The following is a 17,472-nucleotide window of genomic DNA, read 5'->3' as shown; positions in this document are numbered from 1 at the left end:
CAAACTCCTCAAAATAAAACTTATTCGCCGCTTGGCATATCGTCTGCAGAACCATAACCGCCTTGGGCGTTTTGATGGCCAGTAACGTTAAATGGGCGAGCAGGGACAACTGTAGAAATAGCGTGTTTGTAAACCATTTGGCTTACCGTGTTTTTCAGTAGAATAACGAACTGATCAAACGACTCTACCTGTCCTTGGAGTTTAATGCCGTTTACTAAGTAAATTGAAACAGGAACGCGCTCGCGGCGTAGTGCGTTCAAAAATGGGTCCTGTAATGATTGCCCCTTAGCCATTTTATTATTTCCTTTTTAATTTATATAAAAATAAATCGATATCAGCGAAGTTTTTTGTTTAGTTTTAGTATTATACAGCAAGGGCTAATAAGCTAGCGGCATTGAAGCATAAGTTTAACTAAATTTCCCTCGGCACCGCTTTCGAGCCATTGTAACTCTGGCCAACTTCTTAGCCATGTTAATTGACGCTTTGCTAATTGCCTAGTAGCAGCAACGGCTTTTTCGACCATAGTATCATAGTCAAATTCGCCATCCAGATACTGCCAACATTGTCGATATCCCACGCAACGCATTGAAGGTAAATCTAAATGTAAGTCCCCACGCGCTTTTAGCTGAGTGACCTCATCGATAAAGCCTTGCTCTAACATCAACCCAAAACGCTGGCCAATAAGGTCGTGTAACACTTTACGCTCACGGGGGGCAATGGCAAATTGCACCACCTCGTAGGGTAAAGGCGCTGACTTAGTCTGTGTCAGTTCGGTCAACGACTTGCCACTAATTCTATAGACTTCTAAAGCTCTTGAAAGCCTTTGCGGATCATTAGGATGTATTCTTTCTGCAGAGACGGGATCTATCTCCCTTAATTGTGCATGCAGCGCATCCCATCCTTTAATATCCGCCTCAGCTTGGATCGCAGTGCGTATAGTTTCGTCCGCACTAGGTAAAGGCGATAAACCGTCTAACAGCGCTTTAAAATACATCATGGTGCCACCCACTAATATAGGGGTTTTACCGATAGAGATAATCTGTTCTATTTCGCGTAGCGCATCTGCACGAAAATCAGCTGCCGAGTAACTCTCTGCAGGATCGCGAATATCAATAAGGCGATGGGGACCGCGAGCTAACTCTTCGGCCGAAGGCTTTGCGCTGCCAATGTCCATGCCACGATAAATTAATGCGGAATCGACCGAGATAATCTCGCAATTATGATTCTCTGCCAATTCAAGTGCTAAAGCCGTTTTTCCTGAGGCGGTTGGCCCCATTAGAAACACCACTTTAGGCTGTTGTTCTTTATTCAATTTTTTGCTCTTTTAGCCATGACTGCCAAGGTAAGCTTATGGCTTGATTGGCAATTTGCTGTCGTTTTTCGTCACTTAACTGTCCATAGGCGGCCCAAACATCAGGGGCGGACAAAAACCCCGTTAAACTCTGCTGCGCTAACCATTTTGCCAACGCACTCGGTGCCGGCGCTTCAAATCGTAGTGACTGTAACCACTCAGGGATGACCTTCACTAATTGGCTTTCCCTGATATATGGGGGCACTTTTTTAATTATCAACTGCTGGTAGCGAATTGTTAATTCCAGACCGAGTTGACGAATAAGTAAATGGTGCTGTTCAAGCAGTTCTGGCCAGTCTGGATCAACGGGAATCGACACTGGCATCAGCAGCGGTTGACCGATTAAGCCTATCGCCATCTTAACTTCAATTTCGTGGGTTCGAGTCGCCAATGCTACTGATTTTATAGGTAATAGGCTTAATTTATCACCTGCAGTAAGCACCCAAAATTGACTATCGAGAATGGCAGGCATCGCAGGAAGGTTAAGGCCTGTCTTCTCCTGCACTTGGTAGGATGGCGTTTGGAGCAGCGCGCCATAGCTAGCTATGGCTTCGGCTGAGGGTAAATCGGCACGGCCGCGGGTATCGCCAGTGCCGGAAGATCGACTGTCTCTTGGTGTGACAGAACTGCCATAGACGTTAGAAACTGTGCTAGCTCTTGCATTGCCCCCTACAGAATGACTGCTTAAAGAAGAACTCGCAGCGGGACTGGAATAACTGCCAAAATTTGCTTTATGCCCTTTGTGACCAAAACCCAACTGAGTTTCTTGGTCACCAAAGCGTGGTGCAGATCTGTCATACTGAGGCTTTAGCTCAAAACGCGGCTCGTCATTCACATCAACATGTGCATTTTTACTTTGCCAAGTGGCATCGCTAGTGTTTGCCGTAAAAGCACCGCTCGGATCTGCGACTGAAACGTCGCCTTGCGAATCAACAGTGTGCGAAGCCACCGTTTGCGAAGCCACCGTTTGCGGATCGCGATAGCGAGTTTCTGAAGTTTCATCTAGCGACGATTCATTCAGCGGCAATGAATGCGCTTCTTCTAATGCCGATTGCAGTGCCTGCAGAATATAATCGTGCACATAACGGCTCTGATGGAAGCGAACCTCATGTTTAGCCGGATGCACATTGACATCCACTTGATGGGGATCAATGTCCAGCATCAGCACATAACCTGGCTGCTCGACCTCAGCCTTTTGCGCAAAGGCCTGACGCACAGCATGATTAACCAATCTATCCCGAACTAAGCGGCCATTCACATAAAAGTAATGGGTGTCGGTTAGCACACTCGACCAAGGCGACTGCAGATAACCACTTAGACGTAAATCCTCATGCTGACACTCAACTCTAAGGGCATCGGCGGCAAACTGACGGCCTGAAACCTGAGTAAGCCGCTGTATATACTGCGCTTCACTATTGGCAGGGCGATAGTTCCGCACCATTTTGCCATTGTGAGTCAGGGTAAAATGAATTTCACCACGTACTAAAGCAATGCGCTTAAGCCACTCGTCGATATGGGTAAACTCGGTTTTATCGCTCTTTAAAAAGCGTCTGCGTGCAGGGGTATTGAAAAACAGGTCCACCACTTCAATGGTCGAACCTACGGGATGGGCAGCAGGCATGACCTTAACCGCCATATCTACGCCCTCGGCATAGGCCTGCCAAGCCTCAGTTTGCTCAGCAGTACGTGAAGTCAGCGTTAAACGGGAGACTGAACTGATACTTGCCAGTGCTTCTCCACGAAAACCGAAACTTAAAATGGCTTCAAGGTCATCTAATGTATGCAGCTTAGATGTCGCATGGCGCGACAACGCCAGTGCTAATTCATCCTTGGGGATCCCTGAACCATTGTCACGAATTTTAATAAGCTTGCTGCCGCCTTTGTCGATCTCAATATCGATGCGGGTTGCGCCCGCATCTAAGCTATTTTCAACCAGCTCTTTTACGACAGAGGCAGGCCTTTCAACGACCTCCCCTGCGGCAATTTGGTTTGCTAATTGCGGTGGTAAAATCTGGATCCCCATAGTGCTTCCCATCTTAACTCTCTGGGATCAACAGAGTTTGACCGAGCTGAACCACATCGGTCTTCATATTATTGGCACGCTTAATACTGGACATGGGCACCCGATATTGCTGCGCAATAGCAGAAAGCGACTCACCCCGACCCACCTTATGTTTGATATTGCCTGAATTCTTAACGCTGGCTTTAGTACTGACTGAGGCAGAGCTAGATGCATTGCTTCCCTTTTGAGCAAGAAGAGTATCCGCCGGCGGATTATTGCGGAAATAACGACTCACCCCCTTATATATGGCATCAGCAATACTTTCCTGATGGCGTGAACTGGTCAGTAATTTCTCTTCCTTTGGATTCGAGATAAAGCCAGTCTCAACCAAAATAGAGGGAATATCAGGCGATTTTAAAACTGCAAAACTCGCAGACTCAGGACGGCTCTTGTGGAGCTCTGTCACAGCGCCTAAATCCTTGAGAATATCCCCTGCAACCGAGTGACCAATAGCCATCGAACTGTTCATCGACATATCGAGTAAGGTCATTGCAAGGTATTGTTCATTATCGGTATTTTGAATAATTTCACCGGCACCACCGAGCAGTTCGGAATGTTTTTCTTTTTGCTCTAACCAGCGACCAATTTCACTGTTGGCACGGCGCATCGACAGCACCCAAACGGAAGCGCCGCGGGGATTTGGCGAAGTAAAAGCATCTGCATGGATTGAGATCAGTAGATCTGCTTTGCTATTGCGCGCCAATTCCGAACGTTTATTCAAATTCACAAAGTAATCGCCATTACGGATCATCACCGCCCGCATTCCCGGCGTATCATTAATTTTAGAGGCAACACGCTTGGCAATTTCGAGTACAATTTTCTTCTCGTGAACGCCCGAAGGACCGATAGAACCTGGATCGTCACCACCATGTCCTGCATCAATTGCGACAACAATATCCCTTGCTGAACGCGAAGCGCTGCTCACGGTCTTAACCGCTGAACTCGATGAACTTGAATTTGAACTTGAAATGGCACTCGCCGAAGCCGTTTTTTCCTCTAAATCAACCACCAGACGATTGCCATAGGGTGCGGTCACTGGCAGAGAAAATAAATTGGCATTCAATGGTTTAACTAAGTCGATTACCAATCGTAAATCCCCTTTCGTCGGCGATTTACTGACACGAACTCCTTTCACCAACTTACTGTTGTTGGCGATATTTTTTAGGTTCACATTACTGGTCGCCTTTTTAAGGTCAACCACTAACCGATCGGGTCCAACTATGCTGAAATAGCTGTAATTAGGCACATCACTTAAGTCGAATACGATTCGTGTCGATTCAGGAGCCGCCCAAATACGCACGCCTTCGAGCTGATTGGCTGCTTTGGCCGACACAGCGAACAGAAGGCACAAACATAAAGTAACAATTTGAAAATATTTATTTTTCTTAGTCATCGTTCTTTTTATTTTATTGTGGCTAAAAGCTGCTTGCCCGCCTCTGACAAGGCTTCAAGCTTAATTTCACGGCCAGGTGCAACGTAACTCAAATGCAAGTGCAAATCGGCATCCGGTAACAATCCATGACCTTTATCTGGCCACTCAACAATACAAAGACTGTTTGGATTAAAGTAATCACGGATCCCCATAAATTCGAGCTCTTCGGGATCATTTAAGCGGTATAAATCAAAATGATAAACTTCGACACCATTGAGTTCATAGGGTTCAACCAAAGTATAAGTTGGGCTCTTTACTGCACCTTTATGCCCAAGTCCTTGGATAAGGCCACGACTCAGTGTGGTTTTGCCCGCCCCTAAATCTCCGGTCAAATACAGAGTCAAAGGCGCTTGAATATGGCGGGCTAACTTTTGCCCTACTGCGATAGTCTCGTCTTCGTTTTGTAATTTTAAGATTAACTCTGTCATTTCCACTGATATCACTAATGTTATGGGTGAAGAAAATCACGCAGACCATAGGGAAAACTCCCCTGCTACGCTCTGATGCGCCTAGAGTAAATCACTATTCACTAATTGGCGAATAAAAGGCATCAAATCACTGGCTAGCATACCCCGCTCACCTTGAACGGCGCTTAAATCGGCAGCACATCCGTGCACAACCACACCGACAATGGTCGCCTGCATATTATCCATGCCTTGTGCCATCAGCGCGCCTATGATACCAGATAACACATCGCCACACCCACCACTGGCAAGCCCAGGATTACCAACGGGTGCAACCACCATTTGTTTGCCATCAAAAATTAAGGTTCCCGCTCCCTTAAGTAGCACGACACCACCGTATTTTTGTTGCAGTGCACGCACTGCGGCGAAACGATCGGCCTCTACTTCGGCGACACTCATTCCTAAAAGTCTTGCCGCCTCCCCTGGATGGGGAGTTAATACCCAATTGTTTTGTCTTCTTGGTTCATTACTTAAAAGATTGAGGGCATCGGCATCGATCACGCAGGGCTTGTCACTTAACCCAGCAGCCTTAAACAGGTTATAACCCCAATCTTGCTTGCCAAGACCAGGACCGAGGACAATCACTTGTCCCCAACCTAATCGCTGGTAAACTTCCATATCAACCAGTTCACAGCCCCAAAACATCAATTCTGGGCGTGGCACATTCACCACCAGTTGATGCTCTGGCCTACTTATTACAGTGACTAATCCTGCACCAGCCCGTAAACAGGCTTCACTGGCCAGACGAATAGCGCCCGCCATGCCTAGGTCACCACCAATCAGCACCACTTTACCTGACAGTCCTTTATGGCTATCCCTCGCCCGCGCAGCAAAGAACCCCTTAAGGAGCTCCCTGCCAACGCGAACCGCACTTTCCTCGGTAAAATAAGGCGTTAATCCTAAATCGTCGAAAGCCAACACTCCGCAGTGTTGGCGTGCCTTACTCGTCAGCAGCCCTTGCTTTAACCCGCCAAAACAGAGGGTCACATCGGCCATAACCGCTGTCGGTGAGCAGCCGCCCGTATCAGCTTCAATACCCGATGGCAGATCTAAACTTAATATCCATCCTTGGCTTTGATTCACAGCCTCGATAAGACTGACCACCTCTTCACGCAATGGGCCCTTAACCCCTGTGCCCAGTAACCCATCAACAATAATATCTGCCTGCTTAATCACGTGCAGTTCAGGTAATTCTACTGTTCCACCTGCAGCTAAAAAGGCATTTAGCGCCTGTTCAAACTCTGCCGTCCCCGTTTGCTTTGTAATCAAAACCTGTAGGTTAACATTCATCTCAAGCGCATAACGGGCACAAACAAGGGCATCAGCGCCGTTATTACCACTGCCCGCAAGAATCACAACAGTAACCTTTTTTGGCGAGCTAGATTTATCAATATATTGATTTAAATAACTAAATGCAGCCTTTCCGGCACGTTCTACCAAACCATAGAGTGTCCCTTCACCCTTGGCTACCGCTAATAGCTCACCAGCCCTTATTTGCGCTTGGGAATAAAGTGCTGTGGGTAAACTCGATAAATCCTGTGCCATAGGGACTCCTGCCGACTGAAAGGATAAGTAATTAACTGAGTCACAACGCATTAAGCGAGGGGAATTTCCAGTTCAATTTGAGTAAATCAATCAATGAGATCAATAAAGTAGCAAAATCCTTCATTGAAAATTATGACGTATATCAGTTGCCGCGCAAAAATACACCGTCATACCTCTACTAAAACCAAGGAATAGCCAAAATTGATGTGCTAGATACAACAAAGCCAGCTTTCGCTGGCCTTGTAACTGGGAGATGAAGAGATGTAGAACTTAACTTTAGATATCTTCCATTCGAATGGTGCTATGCACTAAACGTTGTTGCTGGGTCTTCTCGACTCTGATTAAATCCGCCAGTGCACTACGGGCATCTTCGGCAGTGGTTGAATGCTCTGTTTTTTCTAGCAGGCCAATCAGTAAGTTCTCCAACTCTAAATGTAAGTTCAGTACTTCGTCCTCATCGATATTGGCTGGCAACATGATATCCTGACAACGTTTTGTAAAATCTTCAAATACAAAGTCTTTATACCAAGTATCTAAGATGCGCTGTGGCGCTTCATCGATATAATCCCGCAGCTTCTCGGCAACATGCTTTTGATGAGACTCTAAATACTCCAGCATCAACTTCACTCGAGCAGAATCTGCCTGGTTATTCAGTCGGCCATAGAGTTGCGCCATATCCAAGCGGCAGTTAGCCATATACTCAAGTAAATCACGCAATTGTTGAATACGCATATAATGCACTCCAATGTTAAGCCAACGACTTGGCGCTTCTAATTTGTCTTGGATTCATTATGGAAGTAAAAACGCTACGAATATTTGAACAACGTCATAATTTAACTTACGCAACGGCATCTAATTTAGGAAAAGTTAAAGAAACAGGGGGCAGATCACGCATTTCGGCACACGAATGTCAGCAATCGACCTACAGAACCAATGCTGAATGTTTTTGAATAAGATATTGATTAAAAAGAAATCAAACTAAAAAAGGGAATGAGAAATGTCGAAACCTGAACTTAACCGATATTTATTGCTTGAAGGATAATTTAAGACTCTGAAAGGATAAATAAAGATAATCCAAAAGATATAGATGATATTTTAAGGGGAAAAAAGATTGGAGCGACATATCGGGTTCGAACCGATGACCTATACCTTGGCAAGGTATCGCTCTACCAACTGAGCTAATGTCGCATATTCCGTATTTAATGACTTGATGAATCACTAAATTTGTATTTGGAGCGACATATCGGGTTCGAACCGATGACCTATACCTTGGCAAGGTATCGCTCTACCAACTGAGCTAATGTCGCAAATTCTGTATTTAATGACTTGGTGAATCACTAAATTTGTATTTGGAGCGACATATCGGGTTCGAACCGATGACCTATACCTTGGCAAGGTATCGCTCTACCAACTGAGCTAATGTCGCATGACTTAAATGACCGGCATTTTATGCCTGCATCAAAAAGTTGAGGCCGCATTATATGAAAAATTTATGCGGCTGCAACCCCTTCTTGAAGATTTATCTACCGATCGGTCAGATTTTAAATACTTTGCTACGGTAATACTGCAATTCAGCGATCGATTCTTGGATATCCTGCAATGCTTGGTGGGTGTTTTGCTTTTTGAAACCCGCCATGGTTTCTGGGCTCCAACGCCTCACCAACTCCTTTATCGTACTCACGTCCAAATTGCGATAGTGGAAATAATCCTCAAGCTCGCGCATATAACGATTTAAGAAACGACGATCTTGACCAATGCTATTTCCGCACATAGGCGAAGCGCCCTTCGGCACATATTGGGATAAAAAGGCAATGGTCTCCGCGACCGCTTGCTCTTCATTGACTGAACTTGCACGCACACGGTCAATCAAACCCGATTCGCCGTGGTGCTTTTGGTTCCAATCATCCATTCCAGCCAGCACTTCATCCGATTGATGAATCGCAATCACAGGGCCTTGGCCGATGATATTCAATTCTTGATCCGTTACTAAGGTAGCGATTTCGATAATTCTATCGACATCAGGCTCCAAGCCTGTCATTTCGAGATCGATCCAAATTAGATTGCTTGCATCTGCTGCCATAATTGCGCCTTAACATGTCAGATAGCCTAAAGTCAGGCTTTTTTATTCAAGAGCGTGTATCATACTGCTTTTTAAAACACAAAAAATCCTCTAATTGACGAAGACAACGCAGTGACTAAGAAGAAACCCCTAAGCCAAGGTCAATTACGCCGTATGCGTGCCAATCACGAGAAACGCTTAAATCGTGATAGTCGTGACACAAATACGCCTGAGTTACAGGATAGCTCACTCGGCCCGGAACAGAGCGGCACTGTGATTTCCCGTTTCGGTCAACACGCCGATATCGAAACCGAAGAGGGACAAATTGTACGCTGCAATATTCGCCGTACCATTAAAAGCTTAGTCACCGGCGACAAGGTCGTTGTACGTTTAGCCATTGAAACTCAAGCTAATAGTGGTATCGCAGGTATTGTTGAGGCGGTACATCCAAGACGCTCTTCGCTATCTCGCCCGGATCTCTACGATGGCGTAAAAATTATCGCCTCGAATATCGACCAAATTTTAATTGTGTCTTCGGTACTGCCAAGCTTTACCACTCAAATTATCGACCGTTATTTAGTCGCGGCCGAAGATACCGATATTCCGCCGATCATTATTTTAAATAAAATCGATCTGTTAACCCCAGAAGAAGCGCCGGCCATCGAAGCCGCATTAAAGCGCTACGAGGCCATTGGTTATCCGGTTTATAAAGTCAGTAGCAAATTAGGTGAAGGCTTAGATACCATTAAAGCCTTACTCAAAGACAAGGTCAGCGTATTTGCCGGACAATCCGGTGTCGGTAAATCATCACTGGTCAACGCCCTTCTCCCCGATGCCGACCTCTTAGTGGGCGATGTCTCCGACAACTCAGGGCTAGGGCAACACACCACCACCACAGCTAAATTATTACACCTCCCAAGTGGCGGCGATTTGATTGACTCACCAGGTGTGCGTGAATTTGCCCTCTGGCATTTACCCGCACAACGCGTGGGTTGGTGTTTTATCGAGTTCCGTGACTTTTTAGGTGGCTGTAAATTCCGTGATTGCAAACACTTAGACGATCCTGGCTGTGCCCTTAAAGCCGCCGTGGACCAAGGTAAGATCAGCGAAGATCGCTTCTACAATTACCACAGAATCATCGCCAGCCTCGATGAGCAGCGCCATGCCCGCTATTTCCGTGCGCAGGATGACGAATAAGTACGTATAAATAAGCTTGAAATAACAAAGTCTCAACACAATGAGCAATGGATTAGGAAAGGAATAGAAAGTGGACAAAGTTAAAATAGCGCTGCAGTACATGTTACCTAAGCACTTATTATCTCGTTTAGTCGGTAAATTCGCGGCCTCTGAATCTGGTGCATTAACCACGGCTTTCATCAAGTGGTTTATTAAGCAATACAAGATTGATATGAGCGAAGCTCTCCAAAGCGAGCCGGAAGCCTACAAAACCTTTAACGCCTTCTTCACCCGCGCCCTGAAACCCGGCATTCGCCCAGTAAACCACGCGCCGAACATCATGGTACACCCTGTTGACGGTGCCGTAAGCCAACTCGGTCCGATTAAAGAGGGTCGTATTTTTCAAGCCAAAGGTCATCATTATTCATCAAATACCCTGCTTGGCGATCAAGCCGAAGATGCTAAACGCTTCGAAGGCGGTGACTTTGCGACTATTTACTTAGCGCCTAAGGATTACCACCGTATCCATATGCCTATCAAAGGCACGCTTTCAAAAATGACCTACGTACCGGGTGAACTGTTTTCGGTAAATCCGCTGACAGCCCGTCACGTACCAGGGCTTTTTGCTCGCAACGAACGTGTTGTAGCGATTTTCGAAACCGAACATGGCCCACTGGCCATGGTGCTGGTTGGTGCAACTATTGTTGCGAGCATCGAAACCGTTTGGGCGGGCACTGTTACGCCACCTACAGGTAAGCAAGTATTTACTTGGGAATACCCAACCGAAGGAAGCGAAGCCATCACCTTAGAAAAAGGTGAAGAAATGGGCCGCTTTAAACTGGGGAGTACTGTGGTCATGCTTTTTGCTAAGGACGCCATTGACACCTTCGCCGAAGGCGTTGAAGCAGAAGCGGTGACCCGCATGGGTCAACCCTTTGCCAACCTTAAAAACGTGAGCATTGCAGACTAACTATTAGCGGCGATTTAAGAGTAGATGTCTAAATCCACAGGATTAGTTGAACTCCATTTAGCGGTGCTGATGTTTGGCGGCACCGCACTGTTCTCAAAGTTAATACCTCTGAGTGCGTTAGATATCACGTTTTTACGTTGTATCGTCGCCGCCGTGGTATTGGGACTATTTGTCAATTATCGCCGCAGCTTAACCCTAGGCAGCAAACAAGATTACCTCGTCGCCATTGGACTTGGGGTGATAGTGAGCCTGCACTGGGTGACGTATTTTGCCGCCATGCAGCTGTCATCGGTTGCGATTGGCATGATTGCCTTTTTTACCTATCCGGTAATGACGGTTATCGTTGAACCGTTACTGACGGGCAATAGAATAAAAATGCAGGATATGATTAGCGCTGTGTTGGTACTGTTCGGCGTTATCCTGCTGATCCCAGAAGCAAACTTAGGGAATGATACTACCCTTGGGATAATCGTTGGTATAGTCTCAGCCATGCTGTTCACCGCCCGCAATTTATTGCAGAAGCGCTACTTCTCCCAATATAGCGGCCCCCACGCCATGTTCTACCAAACCTTAGTGGCTGCGGTATTTCTTCTACCTTGGCATCAAACAGAGCTGTCTAGCATCAGCCTTCACACTTGGGGATTATTGGTGTTATTGGGGGTGATTTTTACCGCTGCACCACACGCCCTGTTTACCTCAGCCCTGCGCCAATTAAGTGCTAAAACCGTTGGCCTTGTCTCCTGTCTGCAACCCTTTTATGGCGCGGTGCTTGCGCTGCTTATTCTGGGTGAGGGACTCAATCTAAACACTATGATTGGTGGCACTATTATTGTAGCAACCGCCATTTTTGAGACTCATCAGTCACACCTAGCCCAAAGACGAAAAAAGGGCGTTTAAAACATACCAATTCAAGCGTTAGTTGGCTAAGATTAGCGCGTAATTCGCACTGAGTCTGTATCGCTGATATGTTACGTATTTTATTGTTAGTAGTTGCTTTTTTCTCCTTCTCCCTCTACGCCAACTCGGCACTTCAGTTGGATAAACGCCTTGGCTTAAACAACACAAATTCACAACAAAACCTTAGCATTGAACAACAAATCGCTGAGCTAAAAACCAACATCGATAAACTGGCCGCCAATGCCAATCATTTCCAGCAGTCCCTGCTTGATTTTGAAGATAATAAGAAGACCATTAATCAGGGGCTTATCGAAGCCGCAAAACCCCTTAAGCTAGGTAGCCAAACCGATTTAAACCAGCAGGCCTCAATGGCCTACTTACGACTATCCGAATTAAAAGACAGCGAAACCGCCCTTGGTAATCAGCTCAATGAGCTTTTACAACGCCATAACCAATTACCAAATGTGATAGCACAGGCGCGACAAAATGTGAGTCAAAACAAGAAGAGCGAGCTAGCACCACTGGACACTCCAGCGGGAGAGCTGCAACAGACTCAAAGAATGTTTTTCGAGCAGAGTCTTGCCACCAACGAGGCAGAAATTGCCAGCAGCCAAAAACGTATCGAACTCACCCAACTGCAATTGCAACTGGTGCGCCAGCAGCTTAGTCAACAGGAAGGCTTAATCGAGACAATTAACAAGGCGATGAATATACAGCGCCAACAGCAAACCGATGCGACCTTGGCCAAAAATGTTGTCGACTCCGATAAGGTTGTCGACCCCACGACCCGTAATATTGCCGATACGAATAATATCTATGGGCAAAAACTACAAACCCTGACTTTGCAAATCAACAATGTGGTCGAAGAACAGGAACAGGCTGAACTGCAATACCAATCCCAAGCCAAGCAGCTCGCCAACATTCAAGAGCAAATTACTTGGGTTAAAATGAATTCCGCCTTCGGCGATCGTTTTTTGCAGATGCTGCAATCACTACCCAAACCCCCTAACCATGAAAAATTACAAACCCTGATTGCCGATGCGCGTTTGGACAGATACCACATTGAACAGCAACAGGGTTTAAATGAGCAGGAGCTCGAACAAAATACTTACAACAGTGCCCAACTTAAGTTACTACGCTCGCAGCAAGTACTGCTAAAGCAGCTGTTACAGAGCTACGACCAATACCTCAGTGAGCTTGGCAAACTTAAAGTCAACTACCAGCAGCTCAGTCAGCAAAATCTAACCCTTAAAAACACCCTAAATGAACACTTATTCTGGGTACCCAATGCCGCCAGTATCAACAAACTCTGGTTGACTGATTTGCAACGAAGCACAATCTGGTTATTCCAGAAAGCGCAATGGGGACAATTAAATAAAGCCTGGCAGGAACAATCCGACTATTGGTCTTGGTGGATTATTTTAATGGTGCTGTGCCTCGTGGTGCAGGACCTGATGAGGCCCAAGTTAAACCGCCTGTTGGCCCACTATGTTACCTATGTTGGCAACGTGACCCAGGATAAATTCATCTTTACTCTCAAATCCCTAGGGATCAGTTTAGGCTACGCCCTCATTAAGCCCTTGCCCGTAGTCGCCGCAGGTTGGATTTTCTACCAATCGGAACGAAACTTTGTTCAGGCCATCGGCATGGGGATACTCGCCATTGGTTTGGTTTACTTGCTGTACCGCGTAATGTTTATTTTGGCAATCGATAAAGGGGTATTAGTCGGCCACTTTAAACGTCCCGCCCACCTTATTCAGGCGGGTAAACAGCGCTTAAAGCACTTTGTATTTATTGCTAGCCCCTTACTGGGACTCATGGGATTCACCGAAGTGTTAGACGCCTCGCTTGTACGTAACAGTATTGGTCGCGGTGCGTTTATCTGTTTTTGCATTCTTTTGTTCTTGTTATACAAAGACATTTTAATACTCAGCCGTCAAAACATCGGTAACCACCACAACGGCAAAAATAAACGCTTGATGCAAAAACTGCTGTGGGCATTTTTAATTCTGGTGCCACTCTCAAGTGCGGTACTCGCCTTTAGAGGCTATTACTTCACTGCGTTCCAAATGTTGCTACAACTGCAGCTCTCCATCGTATTAGGACTTGGATTTTTACTGCTGTATCAAGTCATTAAACGCTGGATGTTGATTGAACGCCGCCGCATTGCCTTTGATCGCGCTAAGGCAAAACGGGCCGAGCGACTTGCCCAGCGGGAAAAAGGCGAACATCAGGGCTCGACCAATGATGGCCTAGACACCTATGAAGAGCCCGTGGTCGACCTTGAAACCATTTCTAGCCAATCCCTAGGGATCGTTCGCTCGCTACTATTATTGGCATTTTTAGCGAGCTTAATTGGCCTATGGACCCAAACCCACGTAGCGCTGTTTTCCTTCCTCGACGGCATCACCCTGTGGACGACTAACACCAGCATCAATGGTGTCGAGCAGCAATTGCCAATCACTATGAAATCGGTACTCTTTGGCCTTGTGGTCGTTGGCTTTTCCTTGATGATTGCGACTAATCTTCCCGGTTTGCTCGAACTGATGATCTTGCAAAGGCTCGATCTTTCCCCCGGCACCGGCTTTGCGATTACAACCGTGAGCCGCTATTTAGTGGTCTTCCTTGGTTTACTTATCGGCTTCTCCAGCTTGGGGATGGAATGGTCGAAACTGCAATGGCTCATAGCTGCACTGTCACTGGGTCTGGGTTTTGGTTTGCAGGAAATCTTCGCGAACTTTATTTCGGGCCTGATTATTCTGTTCGAGAAACCCGTGCGGATTGGCGACACAGTCACCATTCGTGAACTCACAGGAACAGTAAGTAAAATTCAAATCCGTGCGACCACCATTATCGACTGGGATAGAAAGGAAATTATCATTCCTAATAAGGCTTTTATTACCGAGCAATTAGTCAACTGGTCACTTTCTGATCCTATTACTCGGGTGCGTGTGAATGTCGCAGTTGCTCGCGATTCCGATCCAGCCAAGGTCGAAGCGGCGCTGTATCAAGCGGTGCAAGAATGTGAAGACGCGCTGCAAAATCCAGAACCTGAAGTCTGGTTTGCAGGCTTTGGCCAACATACTCAAGACTATGAAGTACGCGCCTACGCTAAGGATATGTCGGCACGTTGGCCACTGCGCCATGATTTGCATAAACGCATCACGCGTAAACTCAAAGAAAACAATTTAGAACTGGCCTACCCGCAAATGGAGATCCATGTTAAAAATGGATCTAACCGCGAGCAGACTGGCATCCTTAGAAATTAACAGGTTAAGTTAATGCTTATTTTTGCACACCGTGGCGCCAGCGGTTATGTGGCCGAAAACACTCTAGCAGCAATGGCAAAAGCACTCGAGTTAGGTGCTAAAGCGATTGAGCTCGACGTACACAATGTTGAGGGCGAATTAGTGGTATTCCACGACCGTCGACTCGACAGTAAGAGCTCTGGTCAGGGGCTTATTCACTTAGTTAACCGCGAATATCTTTCGAGTATTCATGTGAAAGGCCATGCGATTCCGACCCTTTGGCAGGTGCTCGAATTGATTGCAGGTCGCTGCATCGTCAATATTGAGCTTAAGGGCATTAACACGGTTGAGCCGCTGCTAACACTTTATCCAAAGGCGATAAACGAACTTCGCTTTACCAGCGAGCAGCTGCTGATATCTTCCTTCAACCATCCCTACCTGCGTGAGGTCAAGCAAGCACTGCCAAATGCCTTAGTGGCACCATTGCTCGCGAGTATTCCCCTTGATGGCGCAGCGGTTGTGAGTGAACTTAATGCCTACTCAATCAACTTAGACATTAGCTTTATCAACCAAGCACTAGTGAATGACGCCCATCAGCGAGGCGCCAAAGTTTTTGTCTATACTGTTGATAATGAAGATGATATTTACGCCCTAAAACAAATGGGCGTTGATGGGGTGTTTAGCAATTTTCCCGATAAATCCGTACAGGCACTCCTTGCAATAACATCCAATGCACCTGCAACGGACTATACGGGATATTTTGAATAAGCCGAGTTAGGCTTGGCTATTACGCTGTGCCCAATAGCCGATAAAGATAAACATCGACACTATTAGTAGGAACATCCAATGGGATGGCATAGCGACAATGTGCCTTGCGACCCATGGGGTAGTCTTAACGATCAGCAGACCATAACCAAAGGCATTAATCAGAATAAATACTAAAGTACGCAGGAAAAACGAATGACCGGTTAATTGGCGCTTAATGAAGCGATTCACATCAGCGGAAAACACTAAAATCAAACAGACCACCATCGCGGTGGCGATATCAAAAGCCCAAGGACGAAGCATATTGCCAAGGTGACCAATAATCGCGACTAACTGTTCAAACATAAAGACTCAACCTTAAAATACTGCTGAACTCAGGGATTAGCTAAAACAGCATATTGAATAATAACAATAACTAAGCATAAAGGGAGACGCCATGGGGCACAAGTTACTCTTACTCACCCGTTCTAATGACGCCTATCGCCAATTAATTGAAGACCAGCAACTGCCGGGGCTTGAGCTGCTCGATGACCATCCAGCCAATATCAGTCTGGCCAATATCTGGCTCGCCGAACCCAAAATGGCTGCACCTCTTCTGCCCCATGCCCATAATTTGCAGTGGTTACAATCTACTTTTGCCGGCATTGAGGGCTTAATCAGCCCGAGGGGGAGAAAGGATTACCAACTGACCAATATTAAGGACATCTTTGGTCCTTTGATGAGTGAGTATCTGTTTGGTTATCTCCTCGCCCACGTTCGCGGCCACGACTTTTATAAGCAGCAGCAACTGCAAAAAGCTTGGCAATCAGAACCAGCAAAACGTCTGTCGACGCTACAGGGCATGAAGCTACTGCTATTAGGTACAGGCTCTATCGCGCAGCATATCGCAAAAACCGCCAAGCATTTTGGGATGCAGGTAACAGGGATTAACCGCAGTGGCAATCAACACCAAGGGTTCGATTACATTCTATCCATCAGTGAGTTAAATACTGCCCTATCTCAGGCCGATGTAGTGACAAACTTATTACCCAGCACTCCCGAAACTCGCGCCCTATTAAACGCTCAAAGATTAGCGGCACTAAAGCAAGACGCCATTTTAGTGAATGTCGGTCGAGGCGATGCCATCGACCTAGATGCACTTAATCAACAACTTATTGATAAACCTCAGCAGCGAGCGATTTTAGATGTGTTCCCACAGGAACCGCTCGATGAGAGTCACCCGATTTGGACGCGCAGCAACGCGATTATCACCCCGCATATTTCGGCGCCGAGTTTACCCGCACAAATAGTCGAGATTTTCAGTGAAAACTATCTCCGTTTCAGTGAGGCAGAGCCGCTTAAGTATCAGATTAATTTTGAAAATGGCTATTAACTGGCACATTTAAATGTCGTGAACAGGGATGTAAGTGATGACTCACATCCCTGAAAATCCCTAATGAATCGCCTCTTTTACTGGTCATTTTGATGGCTAGTTAAACCTACCATCCTCAGAAAATGTGCTCT

15 protein-coding genes and 3 tRNA genes are annotated in these 17,472 nt (G+C 46.2%); 6 read left to right on the top strand and 12 right to left on the bottom strand.

Annotated elements, in window-relative coordinates; genetic code table 11:
* Positions 1–20: 20 nt before the first annotated feature.
* The 11 genes from hfq to orn all read right to left on the bottom strand — a co-directional run bounded on the left by hfq (position 21) and on the right by orn (position 8,934).
* Positions 21–293 (bottom strand): RNA chaperone Hfq, encoded by a 273-nt coding sequence (hfq, locus tag K0H61_RS02285; RefSeq protein WP_220051159.1) that lies wholly within the window; start codon positions 291–293, stop codon positions 21–23.
* Positions 294–385: 92 nt separating this feature from the next.
* Positions 386–1,312: a tRNA (adenosine(37)-N6)-dimethylallyltransferase MiaA gene (miaA, locus tag K0H61_RS02280; protein ID WP_220051158.1), complete on the bottom strand. Its 927-nt coding sequence runs from the start codon at positions 1,310–1,312 to the stop codon at positions 386–388.
* Complete coding sequence (gene mutL, locus K0H61_RS02275) at positions 1,305–3,374, bottom strand: DNA mismatch repair endonuclease MutL (protein WP_220052412.1); 2,070 nt, start codon at positions 3,372–3,374, stop codon at positions 1,305–1,307. The genes miaA and mutL overlap by 8 nt, the downstream gene beginning before the upstream one ends.
* A gap of 13 nt (positions 3,375–3,387) precedes the next feature.
* Positions 3,388–4,806 (bottom strand): N-acetylmuramoyl-L-alanine amidase, encoded by a 1,419-nt coding sequence (locus K0H61_RS02270; RefSeq protein WP_220051157.1) that lies wholly within the window; start codon positions 4,804–4,806, stop codon positions 3,388–3,390.
* Positions 4,807–4,814: 8 nt separating this feature from the next.
* A complete protein-coding gene (gene tsaE, locus K0H61_RS02265) occupies positions 4,815–5,273 on the bottom strand; it encodes a tRNA (adenosine(37)-N6)-threonylcarbamoyltransferase complex ATPase subunit type 1 TsaE (RefSeq protein WP_220051156.1) in 459 nt (152 codons plus the stop codon).
* Between the two features lie 81 nt (positions 5,274–5,354).
* On the bottom strand, positions 5,355–6,854 hold the full coding sequence (locus K0H61_RS02260; protein ID WP_220051155.1) for an NAD(P)H-hydrate dehydratase: 1,500 nt from the start codon (positions 6,852–6,854) through the stop codon (positions 5,355–5,357).
* 276 nt (positions 6,855–7,130) lie between these two features.
* Complete coding sequence (locus K0H61_RS02255) at positions 7,131–7,586, bottom strand: hypothetical protein (RefSeq protein WP_220051154.1); 456 nt, start codon at positions 7,584–7,586, stop codon at positions 7,131–7,133.
* A gap of 380 nt (positions 7,587–7,966) precedes the next feature.
* A tRNA-Gly gene (locus tag K0H61_RS02250) sits at positions 7,967–8,042 on the bottom strand.
* Between the two features lie 43 nt (positions 8,043–8,085).
* Positions 8,086–8,161, bottom strand: a tRNA-Gly gene (locus tag K0H61_RS02245).
* A gap of 43 nt (positions 8,162–8,204) precedes the next feature.
* Positions 8,205–8,280 (bottom strand) — tRNA-Gly (locus K0H61_RS02240).
* A 108-nt stretch (positions 8,281–8,388) separates the two neighbouring features.
* Positions 8,389–8,934: an oligoribonuclease gene (gene orn, locus K0H61_RS02235; protein ID WP_220051153.1), complete on the bottom strand. Its 546-nt coding sequence runs from the start codon at positions 8,932–8,934 to the stop codon at positions 8,389–8,391.
* Between the two features lie 111 nt (positions 8,935–9,045).
* Between orn and rsgA the strand changes: the two genes are divergently transcribed.
* From rsgA to K0H61_RS02210, 5 genes are all read left to right on the top strand, one after another.
* Complete coding sequence (gene rsgA, locus K0H61_RS02230) at positions 9,046–10,110, top strand: small ribosomal subunit biogenesis GTPase RsgA (protein ID WP_220051152.1); 1,065 nt, start codon at positions 9,046–9,048, stop codon at positions 10,108–10,110.
* A gap of 70 nt (positions 10,111–10,180) precedes the next feature.
* Positions 10,181–11,059: an archaetidylserine decarboxylase gene (gene asd / locus K0H61_RS02225; RefSeq protein WP_220051151.1), complete on the top strand. Its 879-nt coding sequence runs from the start codon at positions 10,181–10,183 to the stop codon at positions 11,057–11,059.
* A gap of 24 nt (positions 11,060–11,083) precedes the next feature.
* A complete protein-coding gene (locus K0H61_RS02220) occupies positions 11,084–11,956 on the top strand; it encodes a DMT family transporter (RefSeq protein WP_220051150.1) in 873 nt (290 codons plus the stop codon).
* Positions 11,957–12,024: 68 nt separating this feature from the next.
* Positions 12,025–15,225 carry a mechanosensitive ion channel domain-containing protein gene (locus K0H61_RS02215; RefSeq protein ID WP_220051149.1) on the top strand — a complete coding sequence of 1,067 codons (3,201 nt, stop codon included), beginning with the start codon at positions 12,025–12,027 and terminating at the stop codon, positions 15,223–15,225.
* Between the two features lie 12 nt (positions 15,226–15,237).
* Entirely contained in the window at positions 15,238–15,972 is a 735-nt protein-coding gene (locus tag K0H61_RS02210) for a glycerophosphodiester phosphodiesterase (RefSeq protein ID WP_220051148.1), read from the top strand.
* 6 nt (positions 15,973–15,978) lie between these two features.
* On the opposite strand, the gene K0H61_RS02205 is transcribed toward K0H61_RS02210, so the two are convergent.
* Positions 15,979–16,314 carry a DUF3392 domain-containing protein gene (locus K0H61_RS02205; RefSeq protein ID WP_220051147.1) on the bottom strand — a complete coding sequence of 112 codons (336 nt, stop codon included), beginning with the start codon at positions 16,312–16,314 and terminating at the stop codon, positions 15,979–15,981.
* Positions 16,315–16,405: 91 nt separating this feature from the next.
* Between K0H61_RS02205 and K0H61_RS02200 the strand changes: the two genes are divergently transcribed.
* Positions 16,406–17,341, top strand: coding sequence for a D-2-hydroxyacid dehydrogenase (locus K0H61_RS02200; RefSeq protein ID WP_220051146.1), 936 nt, complete (start codon positions 16,406–16,408; stop codon positions 17,339–17,341).
* Positions 17,342–17,472: the final 131 nt, after the last annotated feature.

This window comes from Shewanella acanthi (genome assembly GCF_019457475.1).
In the GTDB taxonomy this organism is placed as follows: Bacteria; Pseudomonadota; Gammaproteobacteria; order Enterobacterales; family Shewanellaceae; genus Shewanella; species Shewanella acanthi.
This window is presented reverse-complemented; position numbering and strand designations above follow the sequence as displayed.